At 59.8% G+C, this 17,372-nt stretch carries 20 protein-coding genes; 12 read left to right on the forward strand and 8 right to left on the reverse strand.

The features are described from left to right. Window positions 1-34: 34 nt before the first annotated feature. The 6 genes from AB1E37_RS12825 (at window position 35) to AB1E37_RS12850 (ending at window position 5,882) form a co-directional block, all read left to right on the forward strand. Window positions 35-1,183, forward strand: a complete 1,149-nt coding sequence (locus AB1E37_RS12825; protein WP_004224721.1) for an iron-containing alcohol dehydrogenase — start codon at window positions 35-37, stop codon at window positions 1,181-1,183. Between the two features lie 14 nt (window positions 1,184-1,197). Next, window positions 1,198-2,082 carry a dihydrodipicolinate synthase family protein gene (locus AB1E37_RS12830; RefSeq protein WP_032447552.1) on the forward strand — a complete coding sequence of 295 codons (885 nt, stop codon included), beginning with the start codon at window positions 1,198-1,200 and terminating at the stop codon, window positions 2,080-2,082. A 76-nt stretch (window positions 2,083-2,158) separates the two neighbouring features. Next, on the forward strand, window positions 2,159-3,568 hold the full coding sequence (locus AB1E37_RS12835; protein ID WP_004151621.1) for a sodium:solute symporter family protein: 1,410 nt from the start codon (window positions 2,159-2,161) through the stop codon (window positions 3,566-3,568). Window positions 3,569-3,571: 3 nt separating this feature from the next. Next, window positions 3,572-4,738, forward strand: a complete 1,167-nt coding sequence (locus AB1E37_RS12840) for an exo-alpha-sialidase (protein ID WP_004183980.1) — start codon at window positions 3,572-3,574, stop codon at window positions 4,736-4,738. Further along, entirely contained in the window at window positions 4,735-5,208 is a 474-nt protein-coding gene (locus AB1E37_RS12845) for a YhcH/YjgK/YiaL family protein (protein ID WP_004190215.1), read from the forward strand. Before AB1E37_RS12840 ends, AB1E37_RS12845 begins: the two co-directional genes overlap by 4 nt. After that, window positions 5,205-5,882 (forward strand): SDR family NAD(P)-dependent oxidoreductase, encoded by a 678-nt coding sequence (locus AB1E37_RS12850; protein ID WP_032447551.1) that lies wholly within the window; start codon window positions 5,205-5,207, stop codon window positions 5,880-5,882. Before AB1E37_RS12845 ends, AB1E37_RS12850 begins: the two co-directional genes overlap by 4 nt. 64 nt (window positions 5,883-5,946) lie before the next feature. Here AB1E37_RS12850 and AB1E37_RS12855 read toward each other — a convergent pair whose 3' ends face one another. After that, entirely contained in the window at window positions 5,947-6,738 is a 792-nt protein-coding gene (locus tag AB1E37_RS12855; RefSeq protein ID WP_004183975.1) for a PhzF family phenazine biosynthesis protein, read from the reverse strand. Between the two features lie 201 nt (window positions 6,739-6,939). On the opposite strand from AB1E37_RS12855, the gene AB1E37_RS12860 reads away from it, so the two are divergent. After that, complete coding sequence (locus tag AB1E37_RS12860; RefSeq protein WP_002904407.1) at window positions 6,940-8,139, forward strand: sugar transporter; 1,200 nt, start codon at window positions 6,940-6,942, stop codon at window positions 8,137-8,139. 68 nt (window positions 8,140-8,207) lie between these two features. On the opposite strand, the gene AB1E37_RS12865 is transcribed toward AB1E37_RS12860, so the two are convergent. Both AB1E37_RS12865 and AB1E37_RS12870 read right to left on the reverse strand, forming a co-directional pair. Next, on the reverse strand, window positions 8,208-8,876 hold the full coding sequence (locus AB1E37_RS12865) for a MarC family NAAT transporter (protein ID WP_002904403.1): 669 nt from the start codon (window positions 8,874-8,876) through the stop codon (window positions 8,208-8,210). A 43-nt stretch (window positions 8,877-8,919) separates the two neighbouring features. After that, window positions 8,920-9,048, reverse strand: coding sequence for a hypothetical protein (locus AB1E37_RS12870; protein WP_004217987.1), 129 nt, complete (start codon window positions 9,046-9,048; stop codon window positions 8,920-8,922). An 89-nt stretch (window positions 9,049-9,137) separates the two neighbouring features. Between AB1E37_RS12870 and marR the strand changes: the two genes are divergently transcribed. Genes marR through marB form a run of 3 tightly spaced genes read left to right on the forward strand, consistent with a single transcriptional unit; the run spans window position 9,138 to window position 10,226 of the window. Continuing rightward, entirely contained in the window at window positions 9,138-9,572 is a 435-nt protein-coding gene (gene marR / locus AB1E37_RS12875; protein ID WP_004143563.1) for a multiple antibiotic resistance transcriptional regulator MarR, read from the forward strand. A gap of 20 nt (window positions 9,573-9,592) precedes the next feature. Next, entirely contained in the window at window positions 9,593-9,967 is a 375-nt protein-coding gene (gene marA / locus AB1E37_RS12880; RefSeq protein ID WP_002904397.1) for an MDR efflux pump AcrAB transcriptional activator MarA, read from the forward strand. Between the two features lie 40 nt (window positions 9,968-10,007). After that, window positions 10,008-10,226, forward strand: a complete 219-nt coding sequence (marB, locus tag AB1E37_RS12885) for a multiple antibiotic resistance protein MarB (RefSeq protein WP_002904394.1) — start codon at window positions 10,008-10,010, stop codon at window positions 10,224-10,226. Window positions 10,227-10,274: 48 nt separating this feature from the next. Here the strand turns inward: marB and eamA are convergent, their stop codons facing one another. After that, window positions 10,275-11,174 carry an O-acetylserine/cysteine exporter gene (eamA, locus tag AB1E37_RS12890; protein WP_004143566.1) on the reverse strand — a complete coding sequence of 300 codons (900 nt, stop codon included), beginning with the start codon at window positions 11,172-11,174 and terminating at the stop codon, window positions 10,275-10,277. A gap of 195 nt (window positions 11,175-11,369) precedes the next feature. On the opposite strand from eamA, the gene ydeE reads away from it, so the two are divergent. Continuing rightward, on the forward strand, window positions 11,370-12,566 hold the full coding sequence (gene ydeE / locus AB1E37_RS12895) for an efflux MFS transporter YdeE (RefSeq protein ID WP_023313140.1): 1,197 nt from the start codon (window positions 11,370-11,372) through the stop codon (window positions 12,564-12,566). A gap of 129 nt (window positions 12,567-12,695) precedes the next feature. After that, a complete protein-coding gene (locus AB1E37_RS12900) occupies window positions 12,696-13,178 on the forward strand; it encodes a helix-turn-helix domain-containing protein (RefSeq protein ID WP_117116803.1) in 483 nt (160 codons plus the stop codon). A gap of 35 nt (window positions 13,179-13,213) precedes the next feature. On the opposite strand, the gene urtE is transcribed toward AB1E37_RS12900, so the two are convergent. From urtE to urtB, 4 genes are read right to left on the reverse strand one after another with little or no spacing between them, the layout of a single operon-like run. Then, window positions 13,214-13,912, reverse strand: coding sequence for an urea ABC transporter ATP-binding subunit UrtE (gene urtE / locus AB1E37_RS12905; protein ID WP_004176246.1), 699 nt, complete (start codon window positions 13,910-13,912; stop codon window positions 13,214-13,216). 9 nt (window positions 13,913-13,921) lie between these two features. Then, entirely contained in the window at window positions 13,922-14,719 is a 798-nt protein-coding gene (gene urtD / locus AB1E37_RS12910; RefSeq protein ID WP_004148342.1) for an urea ABC transporter ATP-binding protein UrtD, read from the reverse strand. Continuing rightward, window positions 14,719-15,792: an urea ABC transporter permease subunit UrtC gene (gene urtC / locus AB1E37_RS12915; protein ID WP_004148341.1), complete on the reverse strand. Its 1,074-nt coding sequence runs from the start codon at window positions 15,790-15,792 to the stop codon at window positions 14,719-14,721. Before urtC ends, urtD begins: the two co-directional genes overlap by 1 nt. After that, window positions 15,792-17,366 (reverse strand): urea ABC transporter permease subunit UrtB, encoded by a 1,575-nt coding sequence (gene urtB / locus AB1E37_RS12920; protein WP_004179758.1) that lies wholly within the window; start codon window positions 17,364-17,366, stop codon window positions 15,792-15,794. Before urtB ends, urtC begins: the two co-directional genes overlap by 1 nt. Window positions 17,367-17,372: the final 6 nt, after the last annotated feature.

The raw sequence follows: 17,372 nt of genomic DNA on the forward strand, positions 1-17,372 counted from the left end.
TTGAATTCAATCAATTACTACCAAGGAGAAACGCGTGGCGACGATACACAGCACAATCATCAGCGGGGCTGGCGCCTCATCGGCCCTGCTCCCGCTGCTGGCCGGTAAAACCTCAATCCTGCTGGTGACCGACAAGAACGTCGGGGCGCTGGAGGCAACCCAGGCGATTCATCGCCTGCTGGCGGCTGAAGGGCGTGAAGTTGAGATCATTGACAGCGTGCCAGCTGAGCCCAACCATCACGATGTTACGCAGATCGTCAGCCAGCTGGGCGCCAGCCAGCCGCAGATGGTCGTTGGTATCGGCGGGGGGAGCGTACTGGATGTAGCAAAACTGCTGTCAGTACTTCTGCACCCTGAGGCGCCCTCGCTGACGTCCCTGCTGGCAGGCGAGCAGCCGCAACGACGAATTTGCTCATTGTTAATCCCGGCCACCGCGGGCACCGGATCCGAAGCGACGCCGAACGCCATTCTGGCGATCCCCGAGCAGCAGACGAAGGTGGGGATCATCTCCCCGGTGCTGCTTCCGGACTATGTCGCCCTGCTGCCGGAGCTGACCACCAGCATGCCGCCCAGCATCGCGGCGTCGACCGGAATCGATGCTCTGTGTCATCTGCTGGAGTGCTTTACCTCCACCGTCGCCAACCCGGTGAGCGATAACGCCGCGTTAATCGGTTTACACAAGCTGGTACGCCATATCGAGCGTTCGGTAAATCAGCCGCAGGATCTGACGGCGAAGCTGGAGATGCTCTGGGCCTCGTGGTACGGCGGCGCAGCGATCAACTATGCCGGCACTCACCTGGTGCATGCGCTCTCCTATCCGCTTGGCGGTACCTGGCACCTGCCGCACGGGGTGGCCAACGCCATTCTGCTGGCGCCCTGCATGCGAGTGGTCCGCCCTCACGCGGTGGCGAAGTTCGCTCAAGTCTGGGACCTGATCCCCGATGCAGATCGCACGCTCAGCGCGGAAGAGAAATCCCATGCGCTGGTCGCATGGCTGGCGGCGCTGGTCAAACGACTGCCGCTGCCGGACAACCTGGCCGCGCTAGGCGTGCCTCAGGAGAGTATTTCCGCCCTCAGCGCAGCGGCGCAAAACGTCAAACGCCTGATGAACAATGCCCCATGCAGCGTCAGCCGCGAAGAGATCGCGGCCATCTACCAAACGCTGTATCCAGAACATGCCTAACAGGAGAAAGTTAAATGAGGAAAGCTATTAGCGGCGTACTCACCGCCATTGTCACTCCCTTTACCGCCGAGGGAGCGCTTAACCTGCCGGCGCTACGCCAGCAGGTGCAGCGCCAGCTCGCCGCAGGCAACGGTATTTTCTGCGGCGGCACCAACGGCGAGTTTTTTGTCCTCAATGAGGAAGAGAAGATCGCCGTCGCCAGAACCTGCGTGGAAGAGGCGGCCGGTCGCGCGCCGGTGGTGGCCCATATTGGGGAGGTTTCCACCCGGGAGACGCGCCGGCTGGGCCAGCATATCGCCCGCCTCGGAGTTGACGCGGTATCGGCCATTACCCCGTGGTTCGTGCCCTTGAAGCAGGAAGAGCTGATTAACCACTATACGGCGATCGCCGACGCGCTGAGCGTCCCGCTCTTTCTTTACAACATTCCCGCCCGCACCGGGAACACTATTGCCCCGGAGACCGCGCGCCAGCTGGCCCGCCACGAGAATATCGTCGGCATTAAGGATAGCGCCGGCAGCTACGACAGCCTGAAAGGCTTTCTCGACGCGGTGCGCGATATCGACGGTTTCGACGTTCTGAACGGACCGGACTCGCTTATCCATCAGGGATTCGTCGACGGCTGCTCGGCCTGCATCTCGGGGCTTGCTAACGTCGCCCCCGCTGAAATTAACGCCATCTGGTCGCGCTTTCACGCCGGGGATATCGCCGGATCGCGCCAGGCCCAGGAGCAGGTAACGGGCCTGCGCACCGATCTGTATAAAGTGGCGTTCTCGCCTGCGGCGGTGAAGAAAGCCCTGCAGCTAATGGGTCACGAGGTGGGCGACAGCCGCTACGCGGTGCAGTTTAGTGACCACCAGCTGCAGCAGATACGCGACATCATCGCTCGTTATTTAGCGTAATACTTGCTGCGCTTTTTTAATAAAACAGACCGGGTACCGCCGTGCCCAGGATTCGTACGCCCAGAGAGAGGCTAAGATGAATCATTTTACCGCTGAAGATACCTTTATTATTGTCGGCATTGTTATTGCCTATATTCTGTTTACCACCTGGCTGACATTCCGTATTCGTAGTAAAAATTCCGGGGATTTTATGGAAGGCTCGCGCGCCATGCCGGCCTTTATTGTCGGTATATTACTGATGTCAGAATATATTGGCGCCAAATCGACCATCGGTACTGCCCAGGCCGCCTTTGAGAGCGGAATTGCCGCCTCGTGGTCCGTGCTGGGGGCAGCCATCGGCTTTCCGCTGTTCGGTTTAATCCTGGTGAAACGCATCTATAACACCGGAAAAATCACCATTTCCGGCGCCATCGCTGAAAAATATGGCAACAGTACCAAAAATATTATCTCCCTGATTATGATTTATGCGCTGCTGCTGGTTAACGTGGGCAATTACGTCAGCGGTGCCGCAGCCATCTCCACCGTATTAAAAGTGAATTTACCGGTAGCCGCCTTTATTACCGCCATTGTGAGTACCTTTTATTTCGCGTTCGGCGGCATGAAGGGCGTCGCCTGGGTCACCATGTTACACAGCGCGTTGAAATACGCCGGTCTGCTGATCATTCTGGGTTTTGCCCTGTCCAAAACCGGCGGCTTCTCGCCGATGATGGAGAAGATGCCGGATTATTACTGGACATGGGATGGCAACATTGGTGCTGGCACGATCTTCGCCTGGCTCATCGGCACTATCGGCTCCATTTTTTGCACCCAGTTTGTCATTCAGGCCATTAGCTCAACCAAAGACGTTCGGTCAGCGAAACGCTCCACCTGGATCGCCTTCTTTTTCTGCCTGCCTATCGCCTTTGCCATCGCCATTATCGGCGTCGCGGCGAAATACCTGCATCCCGAGATCAACAGCCTGTATGCCCTCCCGGTCTTTCTGCAGGACATGAACCCGTGGCTGGCAGGTCTGGTGACAACGTCACTTGTGGCATCGATTTTCGTCAGCGTAAGTACCGTAGCCCTGGCCATTGCCTCGCTGGTGGTGAAGGATTTTTACGTACCATGGCGCAACCCAACGCCGGACCAGGAATTCAGAGCCACACGCTGGGCGTCGCTAATTATCGGCTTCCTGCCGCTGATCTTTGTGCTGCTGGTACCGGAGGTGCTGAAACTCTCCTTCTTTACCCGCGCCATTCGCCTCTCCATTACCGTGGTGGCGGTCATCGCCTTCTATGCCCCCTTCTTCAGAAGCACTCGGGGCGCGAATGCCGGCCTGATCGGCGCCTGTGTGGTGACGTCCGTCTGGTATTTACTCGGCGACCCGTTCGGCATCAATAACATGTATGTCGCCCTGGCGACCCCGGCCATCATCATGGTGATTGACCGCCTGATCCCAAATAAATCACAACCATCCCCCGCCCCAGTTGAGCAACGTGGAGTATAAAACATGACCGTAATTCCGCCTTTTGACGGCGTCATTCGCCAACACCAGCAAGATGAACACATCGCATGGGCAATGCTTCCCTGCGCCTGCCCGCAGAACCATGCCGCCAATCTGCTGCCGCTGGATGACGGCAGCCTGATGTGCGTCTGGTTTGGCGGCTCCCAGGAGGGAAAAGCCGATATTTCTATCTGGGGATCGCGGTTAGCCCCCGGCAGTGACCGCTGGAGTGAGGCGGTCAAGCTATCTGATGACCCAGACCGCTCAGAACAAAACCCGGTGCTGTTTCAGGCGCCCGATAACGTGCTGTGGCTGTTGTGGACAGCGCAATTTGCCGGAAACCAGGATACCGCCATTGTGCGCTACCGCCTCTCCCACGATGGCGGACGAAGCTGGGGGGCCATCGATACGCTGCTGGATCAGCCGGGTACCTTTATTCGCCAGCCAATAAGCGTTATGTCTGACGGCAACTGGCTGCTGCCGGTCTTTTACTGCCGTACCGAACCCGGCGAGAAATGGGTGGGTAACAATGACGTCAGCGCGGTGAAGATCTCTTCAGACTGCGGAAAAAGCTGGCGTGACGTGGCGGTCCCGGAGAGCCTGGGTTGTGTCCATATGAGTATCACTCCGCTTCCGGACGGCAGACTGGCAGCCTTCTTCCGCAGCCGCTGGGCGGATCATATCTGGTTCAGCCAGTCCAGCGACCAGGGAGAGAGCTGGTCTGCGCCGGTACCGACGACGCTTCCGAACAACAACTCGTCCATTCAGGCGACCCCCCTGGACAATGGTGAACTGGCGCTGGTGTTCAATAATATGAGCGCCGCCGGCGCCACGGAACGCCGCGCCTCGCTGTATGATGAAATTGCTGACGACGATGGCCGTAGGGAGCCGGAAGCGACCGGGAAAAGCGCCTTCTGGGGCGCACCACGCGCGCCGATGACCGTCGCTATTTCAGCCGATGGTGGTGAAAGCTGGCCGTGGCTGCGCAATCTCGATGAGGGTGACGGCTACTGCATGACCAATAATTCGGAGCAGAAGCTGAACCGGGAGTTCTCCTACCCCAGCATCAAACAGGGAGCAGACGGTAATTTGCATATCGCCTACACCTGGTATCGCCAGGCGATCAAGTATGTTCGTGTCTCGCCACAGTGGGTAAAAGGAGAAAGCGCATGATTATCGGTAATCTGCAGGCGCTGCAGCAGGCTGGTCTGCCGCCGGCGTTAAAGCAGCTATTGAGCAGCGAGGCCTGTTCGCTGGCCGCCCTCAGTGCCAGAGAGAATGGCCGCTTCCAGCCCGACGATGCGCCGTGGTTCTGCACCCTCAGCGTGGTGCAAACCCAGCCTGCGGCCGAGCGGCATACGGAATATCATCGCCAGTGGGCGGATGTTCAGGTCATCCTGGCCGGCGAGGAGCGCATCCAGGCGGGCATGGCTCCCGCGATGCGCCCGGAAGATCATGAGCTTAAGCCCGACCTCTATATATGTCAGCCGGCCCCGGAGAGTGTCTCTATTCTGCTGCGTCCCGGCGACTTCGCGGTCTTTTACCCCGGCGAACCGCACCAGGCGCTGTGTGCGGTTTCGACGCCAGCGCCGGTCAGAAAGGCAGTATTCAAAATCCCCGCTGAGATGCTGGAGGCGCGATGAAGCGGGCAATGGTAACCGGGGCCAGCTCCGGGATCGGCGCCGCAGTGGTGAGGCAGTTGCTGGCGGACGGCTGGCAGGTGATCGGCATGAGCCGTTCGCTGCCGCCCTTCTCACAGCCGAACTTTCGCCATCTGATGGTCGACGTCAGCCAACGCAGCGCGCTGCTGGCGGCGCTGGAGCAGATTGAACCCCCTCAGGCCATCATTCACGCCGCGGGTTCAATGGCGGCCGCCACCCTGGGTAATCTGGACCCTCAGCGCAGCGAGTCGTTGTGGCGTTTACACGTCGATGCTGCTCAGACATTGGTCAATCACTTCGCCCCGACCATGGGGCCAGGCGGGAGGATCGTTCTGCTGGGAAGCCGTACGTCACGAGGCGCCGCTGGTCGCTCGCAGTATGCGGCCACCAAAGCCGCGCTGGTCGCTCTCGCCAGGAGCTGGGCGGCAGAGCTGGCGCCTGCCGGGGTGACGGTCAACGTCGTGGCCCCCGGCGCAACCGATACGCCGATGCTTCATCAGCCAGGCAGAGAAAGTTCCCCGCCGCGGCTTCCGCCGCTTGGGCGACTCATTACTCCGCAGGAAGTGGTCTCTCTGGTGAGCTGGTTGCTGAGCGAGGGCGCATCGGCGATGACCGGACAGGAGCTGGTGATGTGTGGCGGCGCATCGCTGGCCTGATGCTATGTCGCACCCGGGGAGCGGAAGTAGATTACCGCTCCCCGGGGCGACGCGGGGGCGATGATTAACGCAGGTAAACCGTTCCGCGCATATAGGTGGTGGCCTGGCCGCTAATCAGCACACGGTCGCCCTGCCACTGGCAGCGCAGGTCGCCGCCGCGAGCGGAGACCTGGCGCGCCATCATGGTGGTTTTCCCCAGCTTCTCGCCCCACCAGGGGATCAGCATGCTATGGGCGGAGCCGGTGACCGGATCTTCCGGCACCCCTTCTCCCGGGCAGAAGAAGCGGCTGACAAAGTCATACTCTTCATCCGGCGCGCTGACGCAGATCATTTTGCCAAGCGTTCGCAGCCGCGCCATATCCGGTCGCACCGCTTCAACCTGCTGGCGATCCGCCAGCACCACCAGATAATCGCGCCCTTCCCGAACTTCAACGGCGGCCTCGAGTCCTAGCCCGGTCAGCAGATCCGCCGGCGGGTTTTCCACCGGAGAGGTCGACCACGCCGGGAAATCGAGCGTCAGCCAGTCGCCATTGCGGGTGACCCGCAGCTCACCAACAAAACGGGTGCTAAAGAGAATCGTCGCCGAAGGATGGTCGAGATATTCGAAAATAACGTGCGCAGCGGCGAGGGTCGCGTGGCCGCAGAGATTGATCTCAGCGAGTGTGGTAAACCAGCGCAGCTCATAGCCCTCGTCGGTACGGACAAAGAAAGCCGTTTCGGATTGATTATGCTGCTGGGCCATTTTCAGGAGCACATCGTCGGCTAACCACTCGCTGAGCGGGCAGACGGCCGCGGCATTGCCGCCAAAGTTTTTATCGCTGAAAGCATCGACCAGATAAAATTGAATTTCCTGCATACCCTGTCCTTACTTTTTTTACTTTCCTTCAACATGACATAAAAGCGTCCCCTTGACACTATCCATAGCAAAATTAATCGCTTAACCGCGGCCAGCCCCTTGCGATGAAATGAGACGCAGATCACAAAATGATTGTCTTCTCGCCAACAATCGTTTTAAGATCAGCGTCACATCTTTCCCTGAATCACCAGTCCAGAGCTTATGACTACGAATACGGTCTCACGCAAGGTAGCGTGGCTACGTGTCGTGACGTTGGCCATCGCCGCGTTTATTTTTAACACCACAGAGTTTGCCCCGGTCGGTCTGTTGTCGGATATTGCCGACAGCTTCGGCATGGAAACCGCCCAGGTGGGCATGATGCTGACCATCTACGCATGGGTGGTGGCGTTAATGTCGCTGCCGTTTATGCTGCTGACCAGCAAAGTGGAGCGCCGGCGCCTGCTTATCGGCCTGTTTATTCTGTTTATCGCCAGCCACGTCCTGTCGTTTTTTGCCTGGAATTTTGACGTGCTGGTGATCAGCCGCATTGGTATCGCCTTTGCGCATGCAGTGTTCTGGTCGATAACGTCGGCACTGGCCATCCGCATGGCCCCGCCGGGCAAACGGGCGCAGGCGCTGAGCCTGATCGCCACCGGTACCGCGCTGGCGATGGTGTTTGGTATTCCGATCGGGCGCATTATCGGCCAGTACTTTGGCTGGCGGATGACCTTCCTGGCGATCGGCCTCGGCGCGTTAGCCACCCTGGCCTGCCTCGTAAAACTGCTGCCGACCCTGCCGAGCGAACATTCTGGCTCGCTGAAAAGCCTGCCGGTGCTGTTCCGCCGCCCGGCGCTGGTCAGCGTGTACATTCTGACCGTGGTGGTGGTGACCGCTCATTATACCGCCTACAGCTATATCGAGCCCTTTGTCCAGACGGTAGCGGGCCTGAGCGGCAACTTTGCCACCGTACTGCTGCTGATCCTTGGCGGGGCCGGTATTATCGGCAGCATTCTGTTCGGTAAACTCGGTAACCAGCACGCGTCGGGGCTGATAAGCCTGGCGATTGCCCTGCTGCTCGCCTGCCTGCTGCTGCTGCTGCCGGCCTCGCATAACCCGCAGCACCTGATGCTGCTCAGCATCTTCTGGGGGGTGGCGATCATGATTATCGGTCTCGGCATGCAGGTGAAAGTGCTGGCCTCCGCTCCGGATGCCACCGACGTCGCCATGTCTCTGTTCTCGGGCATCTTTAATATCGGCATAGGCGCCGGGGCGCTGGTCGGCAGCCAGGTGAGTCTGCATCTTTCCATGGCCTCCGTCGGCTACGTCGGCGCCATTCCGGCGCTGGTCGCGCTGGTCTGGTCGCTGATGATATTCCGTCGCTGGCCGGTATCGCTGGAAGACCATCAGCCGCACCACTCCTGATTCCGTCGCACAAAAAAGCCCGCCGGTATCGCGCCGGCGGGCTTTTTTTCTCTGCGCATCGCGGGCGGTCAGGGATGCCAGGTCGAAATGATCTCCAGCACGCCGTTAATAATAAACTGCACGCCCATGCAGACCAGCAGAAAGCCCATCAGTCGCGAGATGGCCTCGATGCCGCCTTTGCCAACCAGACGCATAATCGCGCCGGAACTGCGCAGACAAGCCCACAGAATCACCCCTAACAGCAAAAAGATGATCGGCGGCGCCGCCAGCACCACCCACTCCGGGAAGTCCACGCCGTGCTTAACGGTCGAGGCGGAGCTAATAATCATCGCGATGGTGCCCGGACCGGCGGTGCTTGGCATCGCCAGCGGCACAAAGGCGATATTGGCGGTCGGTTCATCCTGCAGTTCTTCCGATTTGATCTTCGCTTCCATCGAATCGTGGGCTTTTTGCTGGGGAAACAGCATGCGGAAACCGATAAAGGCCACAATCAATCCGCCGGCGATACGCAGCCCAGGTATTGATATGCCGAATGTATTCATCACCACCTGACCGGCATACCACGACACCATCAGGATGGCGAAGACATACACCGATGCCATTAACGCCTGTTTATTACGCTCGGCGTTGTTCATATTACCGGCCAGGCCAAGGAACAGCGCCACGGTTGTGAGTGGATTCGCCAGCGGTAAAAGCACCGCCAGGCCGAGCCCTATTGCTTTAAACAAATCGAACATAGTTAATTAAAGTCCCGTTAATATTCATTTTTTAAGAATGGTTTCATTCCGTGAGTATATCGGCTTCAACAAATTTGACGCCAGCCTGCTGATAAATCACTTCTGCAAAAAAATAACAAGCGTTAGAAAAATCATAAAGAGTGACCCACATCGTACTTTTCCATTTTAGCAAATCGTGGCATCGGCCAATTCATAATGTTGACTTATGATTGCCTGGGCAATAGTATCACCTGCAACTAATTACTTGCCTGGGCAACCATTATGAAAAGTACCAGCGACCTGTTTAATGAAATGATCCCGCTGGGTCGCTTGATCCAGATGGTTAACCAGAAAAAAGATCGCCTGCTCAATGACTACCTCTCACCTATGGATATTACCGCGACCCAGTTTCGCGTGCTCTGCTCCATTCGTTGCGAAGTATGTATTACCCCCGTTGAGCTGAAAACCGTGCTTTCCGTCGACCCGGGCGCGATGACGCGCATGCTCGACCGCCTGGCGTGCAAAGGCTGGATTGAACGGTTACCCAACCCCGCTGACAAGCGCGGCGTGCTGGTGCAGTTGACGCCGGACGGCGCAGCCCTTTGCGAGCAGTGTCATCAGGTTGTGGGTCAGAAGTTACACCAGGAGTTAACGAAAAATCTGTCGGCGGACGAAGTCGCCATGCTTGAGCAACTGCTCAAGAAGGTCCTGCCGTAAAAATAAGAAGAGGTAAGATGATGTCCAGACGTAATAATGACGCCATCACTATCCATAGTATTTTGTCGTGGATCGAGGATAACCTGGAATCGCCCCTGTCGCTGGAAAAAGTGTCTGAGCGCTCCGGTTACTCTAAGTGGCACCTGCAACGTATGTTTAAGAAAGAGACCGGCCATTCCCTCGGCCAGTACATCCGCAGCCGCAAGCTGACGGAGATTGCGCAGAAGCTCAAGCAGAGCAATGAGCCAATCCTGTACCTGGCGGAACGCTATGGTTTCGAGTCGCAGCAGACCCTGACGCGAACGTTCAAGAACTATTTCGATGTTCCGCCCCACAAGTATCGCATAACGAATGTACCTGGCGAATCCCGCTATCTACATCCGCTAAATAACTGATGTTAATCGCCTGCACTATAAAAGACGTATTGAGGAAATCATGAAACTATTCGCTGCCGCAGCTATCGTACTCTTGTCGCTGGCCTCCAGCCTCAGCTATGCGGAGCAAAACACCACGCCGGTGCGTCAAAACCAGCGTGATACAATGATTATCCCTTCCGAACATAATGATTCGCCGTTTGATTTCAATCATATGGCGGCTGGTAATGATAAATCTGACGAACTTGGCGTGCCGTACTACCAGCAGCACGACCTGTGATGCCATTACACGCATAATTGTGTATAGCCCCGTCTCCGGGGCTTTTTTTTATCCGCGCGCCATGCCAGGCCGCACCAAACGTAAGCCAAAGACATTAATGTAGAGCCCGGCCATAATCAGCACCGCCCCGGTGAGCTGCAGTCCGCTCAGCGTCTCCCCGAGCAGCAGCGCAGCGCTGGCCATTCCCACCACCGGCACCAGCAGCGACAGCGGCGCCACCCGCCAGGTTTCATACCGCCCCAGCAGCGATCCCCAGATGCCATAGCCGACGATAGTGGCGATAAACGCCAGATAAAGCAGCGACAGTATCGTTAGCAGATCGATGTGTTGCAGACTCGCCAGCATGGTCTGCGGACCATCGATCAACAATGAGGCCAGCATAAACGGCAGCACCGGGATCAGCGCACTCCAGACCACCAGCGACATGATTGGCGGCCGGCTCGCCTGGGACATGATTTTCTTGTTGAAAATATTGCCGCAGGCCCAGCTGAGCGCCGCCGCGAGGGTCAGCATAAAGCCCACCAGCGGCACATGCTCCCCGCCAAGGCTGCCCTCCACCAGCACCAGCACGCCAAAGATCGCCAGGGCGATCCCCGCCAGCTGCTTGCCCTGCAGACGTTCGCCAAAGACGAAGGCGCCAAGGATGATGGTGAAGAAGGCTTGCGCCTGCAGCACAAGGGAGGCCAGCCCGGCCGGCATACCCAGGCCGATAGCGCAGAACAGAAAGGCGAACTGACCGAAACTTATGGTCAGGCCATAGCCCAGCAGCAGGCGCAGCGGAATAGCTGGCCGGGCGACAAACAGCAGCGCCGGGAAGGCGACCAGCATAAAGCGCAGCCCCGCCAGCATCAGCGGCGGCATATTGTGCAACCCCAGCTTAATCACCACAAAGTTAAGCCCCCACACCACCACTACCAGCAGCGCCAGTAGTCCATCTTTCCTCGTCATACCCCTGCCTCTGTCGTTATTGGAATTTTTGTGAACAAAATCAAAGTAGCGAAAAAGCGGCCGCCGGGATAGATCATTATTTTTGGCAGGCCCGGAAGTGCGCCCGTCGACCGCGATGACCTGTACAAGGCGTAATGACCGTGTTATTTGTGATCGAAGACATAAAATTATAACAACATGACAGGCAAGGAAATCATGATCACCACTCTCCGGCGCTCCACCATCGCGCTGCTGGCATCGTCGTTACTGTTGACTATCGGCCGCGGGGCCACACTGCCGTTTATGACCATCTATCTCACCCGACGCTTTCAGCTGGAGGTGGATGTGATTGGCTATGCCCTGTCGCTGGCGCTGGTGGTTGGGGTGTTGTTCAGCATGGGTTTTGGCATCCTCGCTGACAGGTTCGATAAAAAGCGCTATATGGTGTGGTCAGTGCTGGTGTTTATTCTCGGCTTCAGCGCAATACCGCTGGTCAATAACGCCCTCCTGGTGGTGATCTTCTTTGCGCTGATCAACTGCGCCTACTCGGTCTTTTCCACCGTCCTGAAAGCCTGGTTCGCCGATCGGCTGACGGCAGAGAAAAAAGCGCGCATCTTCTCGCTGAACTACACCATCCTCAACATCGGCTGGACCGTTGGGCCGCCCATCGGCACCCTGCTGGTAATGCACAGTATCAATTTGCCGTTCTGGCTGGCGGCCGCCTGCGCCGCCTTTCCGCTGGTGTTTATTCAGCTGTTTCTTCAGCGGGATGACGCCGCCGCGGCCCAGCCGGGCGCCGCGCCCTGGTCGCCTTCGGTGTTGCTGCGCGACCGGGCGCTGCTGTGGTTTACCTGCTCCGGGCTGCTGGCCTCCTTCGTCGGCGGCGCCTTCGCCTCCTGTCTCTCGCAGTATGTGCTGGTGGTCGCCAGCAGCGATTTCGCCGAGAAAGTGGTGGCCGTGGTGCTGCCGGTCAACGCCGCGGTGGTGGTTGCTCTGCAGTACGCGGTTGGCCGGCGGCTGAGCGCGAGAAATATCCGCCCGCTGATGACCTTCGGCACCGTCTGCTTTGTGATCGGCCTTGTGGGCTTTATGTTCTCTGGCGCCAGCCTGTGGGCGTGGGGGATCTCGGCGGCGATCTTCACCCTCGGGGAAGTGATTTATGCCCCCGGGGAGTATATGCTGATTGACCATATTGCCCCGCCGGGGATGAAGGCCAGCTACTTCTCCGCCCAGTCGCTGGGGTGGCTGGGGGCGGCATTCAACCCGATGCTGACGGGGTTGATCCTCACCCATCTGCCGCACTGGTCGCTTTTTGTCATTCTTATCGTGGCGATTGTCGCCGCCTGGCTGATGATTTTCCGCGGGATCAATGCCCGCCCCTGGCAACCGGATTCTCCGCTGGCCAACGCCTGACGCCAGCTGGCATGCGGCTGTCAGGTTGCTGTCGGGCCGTTGTCGGGTCGCTGTCGTGGTGGCTGGCGGCCCGGTTCACCATACTCCATCACAGGTTTACATCCGCAGAACGTTATGGAGCATACGAATATGAACAGCAACAATCAGGTCAAACAATTACGGCTGCAGCGCGCCTGGTCCCGGGAGCAGTTGGCCGAAATGGCGGGTCTCAGCGTCCGCACGATCCAGCGCATTGAGAATGGCGAACGCCCGGGGCTGGAGACCCTCAGCGCCCTCGCCGCGGTCTTTGAGGTGACGGTGGCCGAGATCGGCGGCGAAGCCCGGCGGGAAGACGCGCCGGGCCAGGAAGCCTCACTGGATCTGCGCATAGAGGAAGCCAAAGCGCGGGTGCATCAGGAGAGCCGCTTTTTCCGTTCGCTGTCGGTGGCGCTGGTGGTTTGCGTGCTGCTGGCGGTGCTTAACCGCTTCACTAATCCACAGTACTACTGGTCCGGCTGGGTCGCCCTGATCTGGGGCGCCCTGCTGGTGGTGAGAGGATTACGCCTGTTCGTGTTCGGCGAATGGATTAAAAACTGGCGCCAGGCGCGCCTGCAGCGGCTGCTGCGCAAATAGGCCGCAAACCGGCGGCGCGACCGCCGCCGGCATGGTCAGATGGTCACCATGGCGCGCACGCCGTCGCTCTCCATATCACCACCCTTGCCTTGCTGGACGATGGCGCCGCGCGACATCACCAGGTAGTGGTCCGCCAGTCCGGCGGCAAAGTCATAGAACTGCTCCACCAGCAGGATCGCCATGTCTCCGCGGCTCGCCAGCTGGCGGATCACCTCGCCAATCTCTTTGATGACCGAGGGCTGGATCCCCTCGGTGGGTTCATCAAGGATCAGCAGCTGTGGGCGGCTGGCCAGCGCGCGGCCAATCGCCAGCTGCTGCTGCTGGCCGCCGGATAAGTCACCGCCTCGCCGCTGCTTCATGGTCCTGAGCACCGGGAAAAGCTGGTAGATCTCCTCCGGCACCTGCTGCGCTTCGCGGGCGGGAAAGCGCGACAGCCCCATCAGCAGGTTTTCTTCCACCGTCAGGCGCGGAAATATCTCGCGCCCCTGGGGGACGTAGGCGACCCCGGCCTGCACCCGCTGGTGCGGTTTGCGATGGGTGATGTTCTGATCCTGCCAGCGTACCTCACCGCTGCGCGCCGGGATCAGCCCCATCAGGCATTTCAGCAGCGTGGTCTTACCGACGCCATTGCGCCCCAGCAGGCAGGTGACTTCGCCCTGGCGGGCGGAAAAATCCACCCCGCGTAAAATATGGCTGCCGCCGTAGTATTGATGTAGCTGACTCACCTGTAACATTGGCGCTCCTTAACGTCCCAGATAAACTTCAATGACCTGCTCATTGGCCTGTACCTCCCGCAGCGATCCCTCCGCCAGCACCTGGCCCTGATGCAGGACCGTCACCCGGTCGGCGATGGTCTCGACAAATCCCATGTCGTGCTCCACCACCATCAGGGAGTGCTGTCCAGCCAGGGTACGAAACAGCTCCGCCGTATACTCCGTTTCCGCATCGGTCATGCCGGCCGCCGGCTCATCAAGCAGCAGCAGATGCGGCTCCTGCACCAGCAGCATGCCGATCTCAAGAAACTGTTTCTGACCATGGGACAACAGACCGGCCTGGCGGTAGCGCTCGCCGTCAAGACGCAGCAGGCGCAGCACCTCATTCAGCCGATCGTCCTGTTCGCTGCTTATCCGGGCGCGCAGGCTGGCCCACACCGATTTATCCCCCTTCATCGCCAGGGCGAGATTTTCCGCCACCGTCAGCGCTTCGAAGACCGTCGGCTTCTGAAACTTGCGCCCGATGCCCTGGCGGGCGATGGCCACCGGGTCAAGAGTGGTCAGATCCACCGACTGGTCATAGAGCGCTTTGCCGCTTTGCGGCCGGGTCTTGCCGGTGATCACGTCCATCAGGGTGGTCTTGCCCGCCCCGTTGGGGCCGATCACACAGCGCAGTTCGCCGACGCCTATCGCCAGCGACAGATCCGTCAGCGCCCGGAAACCGTCAAAGCTGACGTTGATGTTCTCCAGCTGCAGCACCGGATCGGTTTGTTCGCGAAAGCGATCGCCGGGCAGCTGGCGGGTAAATAGTCCTTCATCCGGTTGCATTAGCGGTCTCCTCGACGCAGCAGGCCCATCACCCCGCGGGGTAAAAACAGGGTCACAATGATGAAGATGAGGCCGAGAAACAGCTGCCAGTACTCTGGCATCGCCACGGTGAAAATGCTTTTCGCACCGTTGACCAATCCGGCGCCAAGCACCGGGCCAATCAGGGTGCCGCGCCCGCCGAGCGCCACCCAGATGGCGGCCTCGATGGAGTTGGTCGGCGACATTTCGCTGGGGTTGATGATCCCGACCTGCGGGACATATAACGCCCCCGCCAGACCGCAGAGCACCGCCGACAGCGTCCACACCAGCAGCTTGAAGCCGCGCGGGTCGTACCCGCAGAACATCAGTCGGTTTTCGGCGTCACGCACCGCGGTGAGGATCCGGCCAAACTTACTCTGCGCCAGCGCCGCGCCCAGCCACAGGGTCAGCAACAGCAGCAAAACCGTGGCCATAAACAGGCTGGCGCGGGTGCCGGTGGCGGTGACAGGAAAACCCAGCAGCGTAGTAAAACCGGTGAAGCCGTTATTCCCGCCAAACCCGGTCTCGTTGCGAAAGAACAGCAGCATACCGGCATAGGTCAGGGCCTGGGTCATGATCGAGAAATAGACCCCTTTGATCTTCGAGCGAAAGGCAAACCAGCCGAACACCAGGGCCAGCAGACCGGGAACCAGCACCACCAGCGCCATCGCCCAGGCGAAATGCTGCGTGCCCCACCAGAACCAGGGCAGCTCGCTCCAGGAGAGAAAAGACATAAACGCCGGTAGACCGTCGCCCGCCGCCTGGCGCATCAGGTACATTCCCATGGCGTACCCGCCGAGGGCAAAGAAGATCCCGTGCCCCAGCGACAGCATGCCCGCATAGCCCCAGACCAGATCCAGCGCCACCGCCACAATGGCGTAGCAGAGGATTTTGCCGCTCAGCGTCAGCAGCCAGCTCGGCACCGCCAGCGGATGGGAGGCCGGCAGCAGCGCCAGGAATGGCATACTCAGCAGCCCCAGCACCAGCAGGATCCCCAGCCAGCGCAGAGGCCGCGGCGCGCGCTGCGCCAGCGTTAAGGTGATTGGTTGGCTCATTAGTCGATAACCCTCCCTTTCAGTGCGAACAGACCCTGTGGGCGTTTCTGAATAAACAGAATAATCATCACCAGGATCAGGATCTTGCCCAGCACCGCACCCATTTGCGGTTCGAGAATTTTGTTGAAAATGCCCAGCCCAAAGGCCGCCGCCACGCTGCCGGCCAGCTGGCCGACGCCGCCCAGCACCACCACCAGAAACGAGTCGATGATGTATCCCTGACCCAGTTCAGGCCCGACGTTGCCAAGCTGCGACAGCGCCACGCCGCCCAGCCCGGCAATACCAGAGCCGAGGCCAAAGGCCAGCATATCCACCCGCCCGGTAGGCACGCCGCAGCAGGCGGCCATCGCCCGGTTCTGCGTCACGGCGCGGACGTTCATCCCCAGACGGGTACGGTTCAGGATGAGCCAGGTAAAACACAGCACCAGCAGGACGAACGCCAGCACCGCCAGCCGGTTCCACGGCAGGATCAGGTTCGGCAGGACCTGCACGCCGCCGGAGAGCCAGGCCGGGTTTGCCACCTCCACGTTCTGCGCGCCAAACAGCATCCTCACCAGCTGGATAAGCATCAGGCTGATCCCCCAGGTGGCGAGCAGCGTTTCCAGCGGCCGACCATACAGATGACGAATAATGGTGCGCTCCAGCGCCATGCCGATCCCGGCGGTCACCAGAAACGCCACCGGCAGCGCGACCAGCGGATAAAAGGCCAGCCATTGCGGCGCGAGCTGCGCCAGCGCCTGCTGTACCAGCCAGCAGCTGTAGGCGCCGATCATTAACATCTCGCCGTGGGCCATGTTAATCACCCCCAGCAGGCCATAGGTGATCGCCAGCCCCAGCGCGGCCAGCAGCAGCACCGAGCCCAGCGACAGCCCCATAAAGGCCTGGCCCAGCAGATCGCCGAGCAGCAGACGATGTTTGATCTTTTGCAGGCTATCGCTGGCCGCCTCGCGCACCGCCGCATCCGGCTCATGCTGGGCATCGGTAAAGGGGATCAGCAGCGCCTGGGTTTCCGGGTCCGCGGAATGGCCGAGCAGCGTCACGGCGGCCAGCCGCGCGCTGGCCTCAGGCTGAGTGAGCTGCAGGCGAGCCAGCGCCACCTCCAGCAGACCCCGCACATTATCATCGGTTTCCGCCTGCAGCCGCTGTTGCAGCAGCGCGGCCATGGCCGGAGTCGCTTCCCGCTGTAGCGTTCGTGCGGCGGAAGCTCTCTCCGTGACGTTGTCACTTAAAATAAGGTGGCTGGCCAGCGCGCCGGCAGCCAGATTGCGCAGCCGGTTGGTCAGACGGACCGGCCGGGTTTCGCCCTGCGGCGCGGCGACAGCGCCCAATGGCTGTAATCCGCCCTGTCGGGTGCGGAAAGCATGTTTTCCGTCGTCCATCACCAGGCTCTCGGTGGTCAACGCCCGCAGCAGCGGCAGACGATCCGCCTGCGGCGCTGCCGCCCACTGGGTCAACAGCTGCGCCTGCTGGCTGCGACTGGCGGCAACGAAGTCGTCCGCCTCCGCGGCCTGCGCCCGCCATGGCAGCAGGATCAGCAGTAGCGCCAACACATTCATGAGACGCAATGCGTTCATGTCGTT

Source organism: Klebsiella sp. Shm-1 (assembly GCF_040804525.1).
GTDB classification, from domain to species: domain Bacteria; phylum Pseudomonadota; class Gammaproteobacteria; order Enterobacterales; family Enterobacteriaceae; genus Klebsiella; species Klebsiella pneumoniae.